The 15,710-nt window shown below is 72.6% G+C and carries 12 protein-coding genes; 3 read left to right on the top strand and 9 right to left on the bottom strand.

Annotation, left to right across the window (positions count from 1 at the left end):
• Positions 1-52 precede the first annotated feature (52 nt).
• From AC07AW_RS13220 to AC07AW_RS13210, 3 genes are all read right to left on the bottom strand, one after another.
• On the bottom strand, positions 53-1,558 hold the full coding sequence (locus tag AC07AW_RS13220) for an APC family permease (RefSeq protein ID WP_478815548.1): 1,506 nt from the start codon (positions 1,556-1,558) through the stop codon (positions 53-55).
• A gap of 112 nt (positions 1,559-1,670) precedes the next feature.
• On the bottom strand, positions 1,671-3,038 hold the full coding sequence (locus tag AC07AW_RS13215) for an aminotransferase family protein (RefSeq protein WP_478815547.1): 1,368 nt from the start codon (positions 3,036-3,038) through the stop codon (positions 1,671-1,673).
• Positions 3,039-3,094: 56 nt separating this feature from the next.
• Complete coding sequence (locus tag AC07AW_RS13210) at positions 3,095-4,567, bottom strand: aldehyde dehydrogenase family protein (protein WP_478815546.1); 1,473 nt, start codon at positions 4,565-4,567, stop codon at positions 3,095-3,097.
• Positions 4,568-4,800: 233 nt separating this feature from the next.
• Here AC07AW_RS13210 and AC07AW_RS13205 point away from each other — a divergent pair, with 233 nt between their 5' ends.
• Entirely contained in the window at positions 4,801-5,418 is a 618-nt protein-coding gene (locus AC07AW_RS13205) for a TetR/AcrR family transcriptional regulator (RefSeq protein WP_478815545.1), read from the top strand.
• A gap of 17 nt (positions 5,419-5,435) precedes the next feature.
• Here AC07AW_RS13205 and AC07AW_RS13200 read toward each other — a convergent pair whose 3' ends face one another.
• The 6 genes from AC07AW_RS13200 to AC07AW_RS13175 form a co-directional block, all read right to left on the bottom strand.
• The gene (locus AC07AW_RS13200; protein ID WP_478815544.1) at positions 5,436-6,362 is read right to left on the bottom strand and encodes a LysR family transcriptional regulator; all 927 of its coding nucleotides are present in this window, start codon (positions 6,360-6,362) and stop codon (positions 5,436-5,438) included.
• A gap of 64 nt (positions 6,363-6,426) precedes the next feature.
• Positions 6,427-7,869 carry an aspartate ammonia-lyase gene (locus AC07AW_RS13195; protein ID WP_478815543.1) on the bottom strand — a complete coding sequence of 481 codons (1,443 nt, stop codon included), beginning with the start codon at positions 7,867-7,869 and terminating at the stop codon, positions 6,427-6,429.
• Positions 7,866-9,008: a M20 family metallopeptidase gene (locus AC07AW_RS13190; protein ID WP_478815542.1), complete on the bottom strand. Its 1,143-nt coding sequence runs from the start codon at positions 9,006-9,008 to the stop codon at positions 7,866-7,868. The genes AC07AW_RS13195 and AC07AW_RS13190 overlap by 4 nt, the downstream gene beginning before the upstream one ends.
• Before the next feature lie 8 nt (positions 9,009-9,016).
• On the bottom strand, positions 9,017-9,691 hold the full coding sequence (locus AC07AW_RS13185) for a DUF1028 domain-containing protein (protein ID WP_478815541.1): 675 nt from the start codon (positions 9,689-9,691) through the stop codon (positions 9,017-9,019).
• Entirely contained in the window at positions 9,688-10,146 is a 459-nt protein-coding gene (locus AC07AW_RS13180; RefSeq protein WP_478815540.1) for a RidA family protein, read from the bottom strand. Before AC07AW_RS13180 ends, AC07AW_RS13185 begins: the two co-directional genes overlap by 4 nt.
• 10 nt (positions 10,147-10,156) lie before the next feature.
• Positions 10,157-11,419, bottom strand: a complete 1,263-nt coding sequence (locus AC07AW_RS13175) for a flavin-containing monooxygenase (protein WP_478815539.1) — start codon at positions 11,417-11,419, stop codon at positions 10,157-10,159.
• A 470-nt stretch (positions 11,420-11,889) separates the two neighbouring features.
• On the opposite strand from AC07AW_RS13175, the gene AC07AW_RS13170 reads away from it, so the two are divergent.
• On the top strand, positions 11,890-13,353 hold the full coding sequence (locus tag AC07AW_RS13170) for a xanthine dehydrogenase small subunit (RefSeq protein WP_478815538.1): 1,464 nt from the start codon (positions 11,890-11,892) through the stop codon (positions 13,351-13,353).
• On the top strand, positions 13,350-15,710 hold the full coding sequence (gene xdhB, locus AC07AW_RS13165; RefSeq protein ID WP_478815537.1) for a xanthine dehydrogenase molybdopterin binding subunit: 2,361 nt from the start codon (positions 13,350-13,352) through the stop codon (positions 15,708-15,710). The genes AC07AW_RS13170 and xdhB overlap by 4 nt, the downstream gene beginning before the upstream one ends.

Below are 15,710 nucleotides of genomic sequence, written 5' to 3'. Positions count from 1 at the left end.
GGCGGAACCGCGCCGGGCACGGGCACATGGGTGTGCCCGTGCCCGCGCGTGGTCACGCGTCCCCGGTGACCGGGAGGCCCTCCGCGTCCGGGCTCTCCCGGCGGGCGATCGCCAGGCCGGCGGCGCCGACCAGGAGCAGGACGGCGACCGTACCGAGGGTGAACGCCTCGAACGCCGCCCGGGACATGCCCCAGATGTCGTCGAAGGCGTACTCGATGCCGAGGAGCGCCTCCAGGGTGCCGGGGAAGAGCGCGCACCAGGAGCCGACGAGGATCCAGGCGTAGACGAGCGCCGCACAGGTCATGAAGCCGCGGTGACCGAAGGGGACCTGGTAGGGCCGTACGACCTCGGGCCGGCGCAGCCGGAGCAGGACGAGCGCGGGGACGATGACGAGGTAGGAAAGCAGCAGGGTGGTGACCGCCACGGTGAGCACCACGGCGAACACGGCGCCCGCGTCGCCTTCCGCGACCCGCATGGCCACGATCATGAAGACGGTGGCCACCGCTCCGGAGAGCAGGTTGGTGCGGACGGGTGTGCCGAGCCGCGGGTGGAAGGCGCCGAGCTTGCGGGTGAAGGAGCCGCCGTCGGCGGCGGCCATCGCCTGCATGCGGTCGCTGACGATCATCCACGCGCTGCCCTGGGTGAGCAGGGCGAGGACGAACATGACGGCGGTGAGCGTCAGGAGCGGGCCGGCCGCGCCGCCGTAGATGCCGAACACGAGGCGGGCGCCTTCCATGAAGCCGCCGATGCCGGTGACCTGGTGGGCGGGGACGACGGCGAGGAGCGCCAGGACCGGCAGCAGGTAGCAGCAGGCGGCGACGGAGGCGGAACGTCCGAGGGCGGCGGGCACGTCGCGCTGCGGGTCGTGCATCTCCTCGCCGGCCGCGTTGGGGGCTTCGAAGCCGACGTACGCGAACAGGAGGATCGGCACGAGGGCCAGGAATCCGGCCGTGGTCGGGGTGAAATGGGCGTCGGTGAGCCCGTGGAAGCCGTGTTCGAGCCCGTAGAGCAGCGCGGTCACGGTGAACACCGCGAGGGTGAGGACCTTCACCGCGGCGCCGAGGGTGGTGATCCATTTGCCGCGGCGCAGGGAGACGACGGCGGTGAGGATCGCGGTCCACACGAACAGCAGCTTGAACGTGTAGTCGGCGAAGGTGCCCGAGCCCAGGTGGAAGACGAAGCCGTCCCAGGTCTCGGCGGCGAGGAAGACCAGGGAGCCGCCCAGCCAGATCGGGTTGGTCACCCAGTACAGCAGGGTGGTGAGCGCGGCCGCCGAACGGCCGAGGGTGAGCTTGACCCAGACGTACGGGCCGCCCTCCTGCGGGAAGGCGGCGCCGGTCTCGGCGAACAGCAGGGCGTACGGGACGAGGAAGAAGAGCGCGAGGACCGCCGTCCAGGTGGCGGCCTCACCACCGCCGGTGGCGATCTGCCCGACGGTGTCGAAGGAGATGACGGCGGCGATGCCCAGGGCGGTGATGTCGAGGCGCCGCAGGCTGCGCTTCAGCCCGGACGTGGTGGGGGGAGTGCGCGAGTCGGTGGCGGAGAGAGGGGAGGACACGGGCAGTTCCTAGCGGGGAGAGGGGTACTGCGAGCAGGCGCGCGTGAGCGCGGTGACGGAGTGGCGTCCGTGTCGGGGAGGCCCGGCGGGGCACCGGGCCTCCCGTGCGTCGTCAGGCGGGGCGGATCGCGCCGGTGGGACCGGTGCGCTCCAGGACACCGCGCAGCGCGGTGGCCACCTCCTTGGCCTCGGTCTCCGTCATGACGAGCGGCGGGGACAGGACCAGGCTGTGGGCGGAGTCGCGGACGATCACGCCGGCTTCGCGGCGGATGACGTCGTGGGGCATCCGGGCCGGGTCGAGGGGCAGGGGTGCGCGGGTGGCGCGGTCCTGGACCAGTTCGACGGCCAGCATCATGCCGACGGAGCGGATCTCGCCGACGATCGGCAGGTCGCCCAGCTGCGCCTTCAGTTCGTCGTGGAGGAAGGAGCCCAGGCTCGTGGCACGGGCGAGCAGTCCTTCCCGCTCGATGATGTCGAGGTTGGCGGTGGCGACGGCCGTGGCGACGGGGTGGCCGTTGTAGGTGTAGCCCATGGGGAAGCCGTGGTCGCGCAGGAGCACCTCGGCGAGGTCGTCGCTCACCAGGAGCGCGCCGAGCGGGACGTAGCCGGAGGTGATGCCCTTGGCGGTGACGATGATGTCCGGGGTGACGTCGAAGTACTGGGCGGCGAACCACTCGCCGACCCGGCCGTACGCGGTGACGACCTCGTCGAAGATGAGCAGGATGCCGTGCCGGTCGAGGACCTCCCGCACGCGGGGCCAGTAGTCGGCCGGCGGGACGAGCATGCCGCCGACGCCCATGATGGGCTCGCCGATCATCGCGGCGATGTTCTTCGGCCCGATCTCGGCGATGCGCTCCTCGAGTTCGCGGATGAGGAAGTCGGTCACCTGCTCGGGGCCGAGGGGCTCGTCGCCGTACAGCTCGCTGCGGTACGGCCACGGGGGCGTGAGGTGGGAGACGTGCGGCATCATCGGGGCGAAGCCCTCGTGGTAGACGGGGAAGCCGGTGGCCGAGCCGCCGCCGTAGCCGATGCCGTGGTAGGCCTTGCTGCGCGCGAGGATCCACGTCCGGCTGCCCTCGCCGCGCCGGTGGTGGTAGTAGCGGGCCATCTTGATGGCCGCCTCGTTGCCCTCGGAGCCGCCGGAGGTGAAGTAGACGTGGTTGAGCGGCTCGGGGGCGATCTCGGCGAGGCGGGCGGCGAGCTTGATGGCCGGCTCGTTGGAGAACTCCCAGAAGCTGGTGAAGTACTCCAGCTTCTTCATCTGCTCGTGGGCGATGTCGGCCACCTCCTCGCGCCCGTGGCCGATCTGGGCGAGCCAGAGGCCGCCGGTGGCGTCGAGGTAGTCGCGGCCCTCGGTGTCGGTGAGCCGGCAGCCGGAACCGGAGGCCATGATCACGCGCTCGGTGGCGGTGCCCGGCAGGTAGGGGTGGATGATGTGCGCCCGGTCGAGGCGGATCAGGTCTGCGGTGTCGCTGGTCATGGTGGTGTGTTCCTTGCTGGGGTGAGGGTGTCGGGTCGGGTGCCGCGTCGGCGGGGTCAGCCGTAGGCGATCCAGGTCGTCTTCAGGCCGGTGTACTTGTCGAAGGAGTGCAGGGAGAGGTCTCGGCCGTGGCCGGACTGCTTGAACCCGCCGAAGGGGGTGTACGGGCTGAGGGCGTCGACCGTGTTGACGGACACGGTCCCGGCGCGCAGGGCGTCGGCCACGCGGTGGGCGCGGCCGAGGTCCCGGGTCCACAGGGAGGCGGCGAGGCCGTAGGCGGAGTCGTTGGCGAGGCGGATCGCCTCGGCCTCGTCCCGGAAGGGGAGCACCGTGAGGACGGGGCCGAAGAGTTCCTCCCGGACGAGCGGGGCGTCGGGGCCGAGGCCGGTGACGACGGTGGGGTCGAGGTAGGCGCCGTCCCGCCGGGGCCGTGTGCCGCCGCAGACGACGGTGCCGCCCGATGAGCGCACGGCGTCGAGGACGCGTTCGGCCTGGGCCTCGTCGACGAGCGGTCCGAGTCGGGTCGCGGGGTCGAGGGGGTCGCCCGGCAGCCAGGTGCGGGCGTGCTCGGCGACGCGGGCCGTGAACTCCTCGGCGACGGAGGCCTCGACGAGGAGGCGGGTGGTGGCGGAGCACACCTGCCCGGCGTTGTAGACGAAGCCCCAGGCCGCGCGCTCCGCCGCCGCGTCCAGGTCGGCGTCGGCGAAGACCACATCGGGGCTCTTGCCGCCGGCCTCGGGCCAGACCTGCTTCATGTTGGACTCGGCGGAATAGGCGAGGAAGCGCTTGGCCACGGCGGTGGACCCGGTGAAGACGAGGGTGTCGACGTCCGGGTGGAGGCCGAGGGCCCGCCCGGTCGTCTCCCCCGGGCCGGGGACGACGTTCAGCACGCCGTCGGGCAGGCCGGCCTCCGCGGCGAGCTCCGCGAGGAGCAGGGCGGAGAGCGGGGACTGCTCGGCGGGCTTGAGCACGACGCTGTTGCCCGCGGCCAGGGCGGGTGCCAGCTTCCAGCTCGCGAGGTCGAGGGGGAAGTTCCAGGGCACCACCGCGCCCACGACCCCGAGCGGGGCGCGGCGCACGAGGGCGAGGTTGCCCGGCGGGGCCGGGGCGGCCTCGTCGTAGAGCTTGTCGACGGCCTCGGCGTACCAGGTGAAGACGCCGGCCGCGCCGGGGACGTCGGTGCCGTGGGACTCCGCGATGGGCTTGCCCATGTCGAGGGTGTCGCAGAGGGCGAGCTCCTCGCCGTGCTCCTCGATGAGGCGGGCGAGGGCGAGCAGGACCCGCCTGCGCTCCGCGGGGGCGGTGCGCGACCAGCGGCCGTCCTCGAAGGAGGTGCGGGCCGCGGCCACGGCCCGGTCGACGTCCGCGGCGGAGCCGGCCGCCACCTGGGCGGTGGTCTTGCCGGTCGCGGGGTTCACGGTCGGGAGCCAGTGGTCCTCGGCGGGGTCGGTCCATGCTCCGTCGATGAACAGGCGGGTGCGTGGGATGAGTTCGGCGGCGCGCTGCCGCCAGTGGTCGTACGTCTGCATGGTGTGGCCTTCGATCGCGTCGTGGGACGTCTGCGAGCCGGTGCCCGTTCGGGGGGACGGGGGAGGTGCGGCCCGGGCGGTGTGCGGGGGCGGCGGGGAGGGAGAGGAGCTCGGCGGGGATCGTCCGCACCGACTTCTTTGAGTTGGGATTCAAACAATTGGTGAAGCGGCCGTCAATGCTCTGGACGAGAACTTCTTGCACAACCTGAGCCGGGCATCAGAGAATGGGCGCCATGAGGAAAGCGGGCAGACCACGCGACCAGACGGCACGCCGAGAGGCCCTGGTCACCGCCGCGGGGCGGGCCATCGCCGAGCGCGGCCTCGAAGCCCTGCGCATCAAGGACATCGCGGAGGCCGCGGGCGTCTCCCAGGGCTCGGTGCTGTACTACTACCCCGAGCTCGACGACCTCGTCCTTGAGGTGCACCGGGGCGCCGTGGAGAGTTACCTGGCCACCCGGCAGCAGGCCTACGACGAGGCGCCCGCCGACGATCCGGCGGCGCGGCTGCGCGCCCTCCTGAACAGCGGTCTGCCGAGCATGACGGACGACCCGGTCCACGGGCTGCTCTACGAACTGCACCGGCGGGCGGGGCGCAGCCCCGGGCACGCCGAGCTGATGGCCTCGCTCTTCGCCCGGGAGGTCGCGCTCTACACCACCGCCCTCGCGGTGGGCGCCGCGACCGGCGGTTTCACGCTCGCCGCGGCCGCGCCGGACCTGGCGCACGGGCTGGTGGCCCTGGAGGACGGCTACGGACTGCACATCGTCAGCCGCAACGCCGCGCTGCGCCCCGACCGGGCCCGTGAGCTGATCCTGGCGCACGCCCGGGCGGTGACGGGCCGCGCCGATCTGTAGCGTGGGGAGATCCCCGCTCAGGCCCCCGCGGGCCTGCCGGCGATCTCCCGGAGCAGGTCCATGACCGCCCGGGCGCGGGCCGTCTGGGTCATGCTCCGCACCGAGGCGATCTTGACGTCGAGCGGCGGTCCGCCGTCCCGGAGCCTGAGCTCCGCGACCTCCCCGCCGCCGTACGTCTGGCTGGTCGCCGGCCGCTGGTTGAGCACCGAGTAGCCGAGCCCGCGTGCCACCAGGGAGCGGACGGTCTCGTAGCTCCCCGTGCGGTAGCGCACGTCGGGCGTGGTGCCGGTGGCGGCCACCAGGGAGCGGAAGTAGTCGCGGCTGTGGGGCAGGTCGAGCAGGACGAGCGGTTCCGCGGACAGGTCGGCCAGCTCGACGCTGTCCCGTCCTGCCAGCGGGTGACCGGCCGGGACGATGACGTACGCCGGGGCGCGGGCGACCGTCTCGCCGTCCAGGTCCGGCTCGGTCGCGAGACCGAGGTCGTAGGTGAGCGCGAAGTCGATGCGCCCCGCCGCCAGGGCCTGGACGAGCTGGTCCGCCTCCGCCTCCATCACGTCCAGCTCGATGCCCGGATGGCGTCGGGTGCACTCGCTGAACAGAGCCGGCAGGTAGTGCGGGGCCAGGGTCACGAAGCAGCCGACGGCCACCGGCCCGGAGAGGGACTCGCCCCCTCCCCGGGCCTCCTCCGCGACCTCGCGGGCGCGGGCGAGGAGCTCTTCCGCCTGCTGCCGGAGCCGCTCCCCTGCGGGTGTGAGGGTCAGGCCCCGGCCCCGCCGGCGGATGAAGAGCTGGACCCGGAGGTCCTGCTCCAGGTTGTGGACGGCCGTGGACACGGCGGACTGCGCGATGTGCAGCTCCGCCGCCGCCTCCGTCATCGAGCCGCGTTCGGCGGCGACGAGGAAGTAGCGGAGCTGGACGAGTGTGAAACCCACTGGTGACGTCATGCGTGGCCCTCGCGCCTGGTGATCCGGTCGCCTCCGACCCTATGCGGCACGGGCCGGAATGCCCTCAGAGGGCGGGCAGACCGGTGAGGGCGGCGGGGCTGAGGAGCTCGTCGAGTTCCGCCTCGGTCAGCAGCGCCCGCTCGCGTACGAGGTCGAGCGCGGGTCTGCCCGTGTGGTGGGCCTCGACCGCGAGGGCGCAGGCGGTCTCGTAGCCGAGCGCGGGACCGAGCGCGGTGACGAGTCCGGTGGAGGCGGCGACCGTCTCGGCGAGCCGCTCGCGGTTGGCGGTGATGCCCCGCACGCAGTGTTCGGCGAGGACGCCGATGCCGGCGGTGAGGTGGTCGAGGCCCGCACTCAGGCTGCGGTGGATGACCGGCCCGAACGCGTTGAGCTGGAGCTGTCCTCCCTCGGCGGCGAGCGTGACGGTCACGTCGTTGCCGATGACCTCGAAGGCGATCTGGTTGACCGCCTCCGGGATCACCGGATTGACCTTGCCGGGCATGATGGACGAACCGGCCTGCCGTGCCGGGAGGTTGATCTCGCCGAGTCCGGCCTGCGGTCCCGAGGACAGCAGCCGCAGGTCGTTGCAGATCTTGGACAGCTTCACGGCGACGCGCTTGAGCACGCCGGACAGGTGCACGAAGACGCCGACGTCCTGGGTGGCCTCCACGAGGTCGGGCGAGGACTCAAGCGTCGGGATGCCGGTCAGCCGTCGGAGCTCCGCCACCGCGCGCTCCCGGTAGCCGGGGCGGGCGTTGAGGCCGGTGCCGATCGCCGTGCCGCCGAGGCTGAGCTCGTGCAGCAGGGGTCTGACCTCGGCGAGCCGCTGCTCGTCCTCGGCGAGGGTGGCGGCGTACGCCCCGAACTCCTGGCCCAGGGTCATGGGCACGGCGTCCTGGAGCTGGGTGCGGCCCATCTTCAGGACGCCGGCGAACTCGGCGGCCTTCTCCTCGAAGGCGCCGCGCAGCCCGGCCAGGGCGGCGAGCAGTTCGGCCACGTGCGCGTCCAGGGCCAGCTTCAGGGCGGTCGGACAGACGTCGTTGGTGCTCTGGCCGAGGTTCACATGGTCGAGCGGGTGCAGGACCGTGTACTCGCCGCGGGACCGGCCGAGCAGTTCCAGGGCTCGGTTGGCGATCACCTCGTTGGCGTTCATGTTCGTCGACGTGCCCGCGCCGCCCTGGACGAGGTCGACCACGAACTGGTCGTGGAGCGCCCCGTCACGGATCTCGGCGCAGGCGTCCGCGATCGCCGAGGCGAGCGTGGCGTCCAGGGCGCCGACCTCGGCGTTGGCGCGGGCCGCGGCGCACTTGACCGCCGCGAGGGCGCGGATCATGTGCGGGCGGGAGGCGAGGGTCTCCCCGGTGAGGGGGAAGTTGACCAGCGCCCGGGCGGTGTGCGCCCCGTAGTAGGCGTCCGCGGGGACGTCGATGTCGCCGAGCATGTCGTGCTCCGTCCGGTACCCGTGGTCCGGCGGGACGGTGCGCCGGGGGTCGGAGGTCGGGGTCATCGGGGTCCTTCGGAGGGTCGGGGAGGGCGGGCGCGGTCCACGCCGGTCCAGGCCAGCGCGATCGCCCCGTCGAGCAGGGCCCGCTCCGCCGTCCCGCCCACGCAGTGCGCGGCGAACTCGCGCTGGTGGTTGGTGGCGGGCAGGGAGCCGATGCCGATGTACGGGTGGATGGCGGGCACGACCTGGGAGACGTTGCCCATGTCGGTGGAGGCCCGGTTCATCCGTGCGGCCTGACCGGGCGGCGCGAACTCCCGGCCCAGGGCGAGGGCGTTCGTACGGTAGTGGCCGAGGGCGGTCCCGTCGTTGCGGAACTCGGCGTACGGCCTGCTCTCCGGCTCGATCCGGAGCTCGCAGCCCGTCGCGAGGGCACCGGCCTCGAAGGCCCGCATGACGCGTGGTTCCAGTGCGGCGAGTTCCGCGAGCGTCTCGGCCCGTACGTACCACCGTCCGGTCGAGCGCTCCGGGATGGCGTTCGGGGCGTCCCCGGCGTGGGTCACCACGCCGTGCACCCGTGCCGAGGCGGGCAGTTGCTGGCGGAGCAGGCCGATCGCGACCTGGGCCACGGTGAAGGCGTCGGCGGCGTTGACCCCGGCCTCCGGATAGGCCGCGGCGTGCGCGGACTTCCCGGTGTAGGAGATCCGGGAGTGGCTGACCGCGAAGGGGCGGGCCTCGGCGACGTCGACCGGCGCCGGATGCACCATCATCGCGAGGTCGACGCCGGCGAAGGCACCCCGGTCGAGCAGCTCGATCTTTCCGCCGCCGCCTTCCTCGGCCGGGGTGCCGTAGACCTCGACGGTGAGACCTGCGTCGTCGGCGACGGCCGCGAGGCCGAGCGCGGCCCCGACGGAACTCGCCGCGATGAGGTTGTGCCCGCAGGCATGCCCGAGGCCGGGGAGCGCGTCGTACTCGGCGCACAGGGCGATCCGTACGGGCCCGCTGCCGAACCGTGCGTGGAACGCCGTCTCCAGCCCCAGGTAGGACGGGGTGATGTCGAATCCGGCCCGGTCGAGGAGTTCCGGTACGGCGGCCGCGGCCCGGTGCTCCTCCCAGGCGGTCTCCGGATCGGCGTGCAGGCGCTCGGAGAGAGTGATGAGCTCTTCGGCGTGGCGGTGGACCGCGTGCCGGGCCGCTTCCTTCATGTCCGCTGTCACAGGTCCCCCGGGACGCCGTACGAGGGGGCGGAGGCGGGGTCGAGTCCGCGCCGCACGTAGTCGTCGCGCTGCGGCAGCCAGACGTCGAGGAGTTCGCCGAGCCGGTCGACGGGGTCGTCGGCCCAGTCCACCCGCAGATCGGTCACCCGCCAGTCCACGTTTGCGACGACCGCGAGACCCGCGGAGTGCACCGGCCCCTCCTCGCCGCCGGCCGCGACGGCGGCCTTGAGGGCGGTGAGGAGACGCTCTTCGAGTTGTCCGCCGGCGGCGGCGTACGCGTCGAGGAGCACGCCGGGGATGTGCGTGCCGGACAGCATGTTGCCGGCGGCCACCGCGCCGTCCGCGGTGGCCGAGGCGTAGGTGCCGAGCGTCCGCGCGCCGCTGTGGGCGAAGCCGGGGCCGGAGCGGCCGAGGACGGTCAGCTGCCGGTACGCGATGGTCTCGGCGTTGCGGGCGGCGCCGGTGACTCCGGCCAGGGCGCGTTCCGGGTCCGCGTGCTCCGCGAGGCCCGCGAGGAGGTCCGTGCCGAGCGTGGGGTCGGTGATGTTCTGCGAGGCCGCCGCGCCGACCCCGGGCCGCAGATGGGCGACCCGGGCGAAGACGGCCGGACTCGACGAGCTCGCCACCACGCCGAACCGCGCACCGTCGCGTACGAGGAGGGAGAAGGTCATGCCGATTCCTCCCGCGGGATCACGGCGATCGCGTCGATCTCGCACAGCCACTCCGGCCGGGCGAGGGCCGAGACGACGAGACCGGTGGAGATGGGGTGCACGCCCTTGGTCCAGCGGCCGACCGTGCGGTACACCGCCTCGCGGTAGCGCGGGTCGATCAGGTAGATCGTCAGCTTGACCAGGTGCTCCATCCGGCTGCCGGCCTCTTCGAGCAGCATCGTGATGTTGGCCATGGCCCGCTCGGCCTGGGCCTCGGCGTCGCCGAGGCCCACGGACTCGCTGGTGTCGAGGTCCTGGCCGATCTGGCCCCGGACGTACACCGTGTTTCCGGCGACGACGGCCTGGCACAGGTCGTTGTCGAGGTTCTGCTCGGGATAGGTCTCGCGGGTGTTGAACGGCCGGATCCGGGTGTGCCCGCCGGCGACGATCGGGGCCTTGGGGGTCGTGGAGGTCATGATCCGCTCCTCAGTTCTGCCGGTCGGCGGGGTCGTACGCGAGATAGCCGCGCTGCCGTGCGATGTGGTCGGCGACGTACCGGGCGTCGTGCCAGACGCCCCAGATGAAGCTCGACCCGCGGCGGGACAGCCAGGGCAGTCCCAGGAAGTACACGCCGGGCTCGACGGAGACTCCGCGTCGCTGGTCCGGTCGGCCGTCCGCGTCGAACGCGTCGACGTCGAGCCAGCCGTAGTCGCTCGCGAAGCCCGTCGCCCACACGATGGAGGTGACACCGGCCTCGGCGAGGTCCAGCTCCAGGCGGGGGCCGGTCACGCAGTCCGGGTCCGGCCCGAGGACATGGGCCTCCGGCTCCTCGGGGAGGTCGAGCCCGTTGCGCTCGACGTACGCGTCCGCGGCCCGGAGGAATTCCAGGTACTGGGCGTCGCCGAAGGCGAGGTTCGCGGCGAGGTCCGGCGCGAAGCGCAGCACGCCGTGCTCGTAGGACGTGGTCAGGCCGACGAGTTCGATGCCGGAGGCGGCCAGGTCGCGGAAGTCCACGGTGTGACCGCCGCGCGCGCCGCTGACCGCGATGGTGACGTGCTCGGCCCCCTGGGCGGGTGTCTGCGCGTCCCAGATCCCGAGCACACCGAGCCACCAGCAGAAGTCGCGTCCGCGGTAGGCGCGGGGCGGACGGTCGTGCGGGCCGACGGAGAGGAACACCCGGCGCCCGGACCGGCGCAGTTCGTCGGCGATCTGGACCCCTGAGGAGCCGGCCCCGACGACGAGGACCGCGCCCTGGGGCAGCTGCTCCGGGTTGCGGTAGCCGCTGGAGTGGATCTGTGTGGGGACGGCGCCGTCCGGCACGACGGGCGGGATCACGGGCCGTTGGAACGCCCCGGTCGCGGCCACGACGAAGCGCGCGTCGATCGAGCCCTGCGGCGTCTCGACGCGGAAGCCGGGCCGGCCGGCGAGCCTGCGCACCGAGGTCACCTCGACACCGCTGCGGACCGGGGCGCCGATCTTCTCGGCGTACGCGACGAAGTAGTCGGCGACCTGCTCCTTCGACGCGAAGGCGTCGGGGGCGAGGTCGGTGAACTCCAGGCCGGGGAAACGGTCGTGCCACGCGGGCCCGTTGGCGACCAGGGAGTCCCAGCGCTCGGAACGCCACCGCTCGGCGATCCGGTGCCGCTCCAGGACGAGGTGCGGGATGCCGTGGGCGCCCAGGTGCTCGCTCATCGCCACGCCCGCCTGGCCGGCCCCGACGACGACTACTTCGGTCTCTTCATGCGGCATGTGTGCCTCCGCTCTCGTGGACTGTGCAACCGCACGGCACATCCTTGGAGCGACCCGCGGAACTGTCCAACAGATGTTTCAGTTGAGAGCCATCTGATGAACAGATGCACACAGCTGGGACGGCTCTTGACCCCGGTGATCGCCGGGCATTAATTTGCAGCCTCGACCCATGACGACCGAGAGGAGGCGACCGGCGGATGAACACCAGCTCCGACCTGAGTCGCCTCGCCCACACCACGGTCTGGGTTCCGGGTCGCATCGCCCACGGCTGCTGACGACGCCGTTCCGCCGTGCCCGTCCACGGGCACGCCCCTGGCCTTCCTGTTTCCCCTTCACCGCTTCCCGGCACGCCGCTGTCGCGTGCCGTTCCGCGCCCGCTTCCGCGAGATGGCGCGTCTGACCACAGAAAGCTGCCCGACATTGGCGAACATGAGGAATCGACCCATCGCGCACGGAAACGAGGGCCCGTCATGGTAGCGGCGCGTATCACCGTCAACGGAGAAGAAGCACCCCTCGCACCGGCCCCGCCCCACACCACGGTGCTCGACTTCCTGCGCGAGCGCGGGCTCACCGGCACCAAGGAGGGCTGCGCCGAGGGTGAGTGCGGCGCCTGTTCGGTCCTGGTGGCCCGCCCCGGGGTGGACAAGCCCACGGACTGGGTGGCGGTCAACGCCTGCCTGGTCCCCGCCGCCTCGCTCGACGGCCAGGAGATCGTCACCTCCGAGGGCCTCGCCACCGCCGGCGCACCCGGCACACCGCCCACCCTGCACCCCGTGCAGGAGGAGATGGCGGTCCGCGGCGGGTCCCAATGCGGCTACTGCACACCGGGGTTCGTGTGCAGCATGGCCGCCGAGTACTACCGGCCCGACCGCTGCGCCCACGCGGCCACGGAGGGCGGATCCGACGCCGAGCACGGCCCCAACGGCTTCGATCTGCACGCGCTGAGCGGGAACCTGTGCCGCTGTACGGGCTACCGCCCCATCCGCGACGCCGCCTTCGCCGTCGGCGCGCCCACCGACGAGGACCCGCTGGCGCGGCGCCGCGAGCAGGCCCCGCCCGCACCGGTCGCCACCGCATACGCCCAGGACGACAGCGTGTTCCTCCGGAAGGACAGCCTGGCCGAGACGCTGCGGCTGCTGCGCGAGCGGCCCGACGCGGTGGTGGTCGCGGGCTCCACCGACTGGGGTGTGGAGGTGAACATCCGCTCCCGGCGGGCCGGTTGTGTCGTCGCCGTCGACCGGCTTCCCGAACTGCGGGAGCTGCGCGTCGAGTCCGGCTCCGTCGAGATCGGTGCGGCGCTGACCCTCACCGAGATCGAGCGCCGCCTCGACGGCGAAGTCCCGCTCCTCGCGGAGCTGTTCCCCCAGTTCGCCTCCCGGCTCATCCGCAACGGCGCGACCCTCGGCGGCAATCTGGGCACCGGCTCCCCCATCGGTGACAGTCCTCCGGCGCTGCTCGCGCTGGAGGCGTCGGTGGTGCTCGCCGACGCCGACGGTGAGCGCGAGGTCCCCCTCGCCGCGTACTTCACCGGCTACCGGCAGAGCGTGCGCCGGCCCGGCGAGCTGATCCGCGCCGTGCGCGTCCCGCTGCCGCTGTCGCCGGTCACGGCCTTCCACAAGATCGCCAAGCGGCGTTTCGACGACATCTCCAGTGTCGCGGTCGCGTTCGCGCTCGACGTCCGGGGCGGGATCGTCCGCAAGGCCCGCATCGGCCTGGGCGGCGTCGCCGCCACCCCGATCCGCGCGCTCGCCACCGAGGCGGCCCTGGAGGGCAGGCCGTGGACGGCGGAGACCGTCGAGGCCGTGGCGCCGGTGCTGCGGGACGAGGGCACGCCGATGAGCGACCACCGGGCGAGCGCGGCCTACCGCTCCGCGATGCTCGGCCAGAGCCTGCTGAAGCTGTACGCGCGAACCACCGAGGCGGTGTCGTCATGAGCCAGTTGTCCCAGCGCCCCGAGAAGTCCGTCGTGGGCCTCCCGATGCCGCACGAGAGCGCCGCCCAGCACGTCACCGGCACCGCGCTCTACACCGACGACCTGGTCCACCGCACCAAGGACGTGCTGCACGCCCACCCGGTCCAGGTCATGAAGGCCCACGGCAGGATCACCGCGCTGCGCACCGAGCCGGCGCTCGCCGTGCCCGGTGTGGTGCGCGTCCTGACCGGTGCCGACGTGCCCGGCGTCAACGACGCCGGGATGAAGCACGACGAGCCGCTCTTCCCCGACGAGGTCATGTTCCACGGGCACGCGGTCGCCTGGGTGCTGGGCGAGACCCTTGAGGCGGCCCGGCTCGGCGCCGCGGCCGTCGAGGTGGAACTCGACGAGAGGCCCTCCCTGATCACCCTCCAGGAGGCGATCGCCGCCGACAGCTTCCACGGCGCCCGGCCCGTGATGGAGACCGGCGACGTCGACGCCGGCTTCGCCGACTCCGCGCACGTGTTCACCGGCGAGCTGCAGTTCTCCGACCAGGAGCACTTCTACCTGGAGACGCACGCGGCCCTCGCCTACGTCGACGAGGCCGAGCAGGTGTTCGTCCAGAGCAGCACCCAGCATCCGTCGGAGACCCAGGAGATCGTCGCGCACGTCCTCGGACTGCACAGTCACGAGGTGACCGTGCAGTGTCTGCGGATGGGCGGCGGCTTCGGCGGCAAGGAGATGCAGCCGCACGGCTTCGCGGCAGTCGCCGCGCTCGGCGCCAGGCTGACCGGCCGCCCGGTCCGGGTCCGGCTCAACCGGACGCAGGACCTCACCATGTCCGGCAAGCGGCACGGCTTCCACGCCGCGTGGCGGATCGGCTTCGACGCCGAGGGCCGTATCCAGGCCCTCGACGCCACCCTGACCGCGGACGGCGGCTGGAGCCTGGACCTGTCCGAGCCGGTGGTGGCCCGCGCGCTGTGCCACATCGACAACACGTACTGGCTCCCCAACGCCCGCATCACCGGTCGCGTCGCCAGGACGAACAAGGTCTCCAACACCGCCTTCCGCGGCTTCGGCGGCCCCCAGGGCATGCTGGTGATCGAGGACATCATGGGCCGGTGCGCACCGCTGCTCGGCCTCGACCCGGCGGAGCTGCGGGAGCGCAACTTCTACTGGAGGGGCCAGTCGACGCCGTACGGACAGGCGGTCCTCCAGCCGGAACGGATCTCCGCCGTCTGGGAGCAGGTCAAGCAGAACGCGGCCTTCGCCGACCGCCGGCGCGAGATCGCCGCGTTCAACGCCGCGCACCCGCACACCAAGCGGGCCCTCGCGCTCACCGGCCTCAAGTTCGGCATCTCCTTCAACCTCACCGCCTTCAACCAGGGCGGCGCGCTGGTGCTGATCTACAAGGACGGCTCCGTCCTGATCAACCACGGCGGCACCGAGATGGGCCAGGGCCTGCACACCAAGATGCTCCAGGTGGCCGCGACCACCCTCGGCATCCCGCTGCACAAGGTGCGCCTCGCCCCGACGCGTACGGACAAGGTGCCCAACACCTCCGCCACCGCCGCCAGCGCCGGAACGGACCTCAACGGCGCGGCGGTGAAGAACGCCTGCGAGCAGCTGCGCGAGCGGCTGCTCCAGGTGGCCGCGACTCAGCTCGGCACGAACGCCTCGGACGTACGCATCGTCGAGGGCGTCGCGCGGGGCCTCGGCAGCGACAGGGAACTGGCCTGGGACGACCTCGTCCGCACCGCCTACTTCCAGCGGGTGCAGCTGTCGGCGGCCGGTTTCTACCGGACCGAGGGGCTGCACTGGGACGCGAAGACGTTCCACGGCTCGCCGTTCAAGTACTTCGCCCACGGTGCCGCGGCGGCCGAGGTGGAGGTGGACGGCTTCACCGGCGCGTACCGCATCCGGCGGGTGGACATCGTGCACGACGTCGGCGACAGCCTCTCCCCGCTGATCGACATCGGTCAGGTCGAGGGCGGTTTCGTGCAGGGCATGGGCTGGCTGACCCTGGAGGACCTCCGCTGGGACGCCGGCGACGGCCCGCACCGCGGCCGTCTCCTCACGCAGGCGGCGAGCACGTACAAGCTGCCGAGCTTCTCCGAGATGCCCGAGGAGTTCCACGTCACGCTCCTCCGGAACGCCGCCGAGGAGGGGGCGGTCTACGGCTCCAAGGCCGTGGGCGAGCCCCCGCTGATGCTGGCCTTCTCGGTACGGGAGGCCCTGCGGCAGGCCGCGGCCGCGTTCGGGCCGGACGGGATCAGCGTCGAGCTGGCCTCGCCCGCGACGCCGGAAGCGGTGTACTGGGCGATCGAGGGGGCCCGCGACAGGTCCCGGACCGGCGCGGAAGCGTTCAGCCGTGCCTGA

It is taken from the genome of Streptomyces sp. NPDC044003, from assembly GCF_056435185.1.
This window is presented reverse-complemented; position numbering and strand designations above follow the sequence as displayed.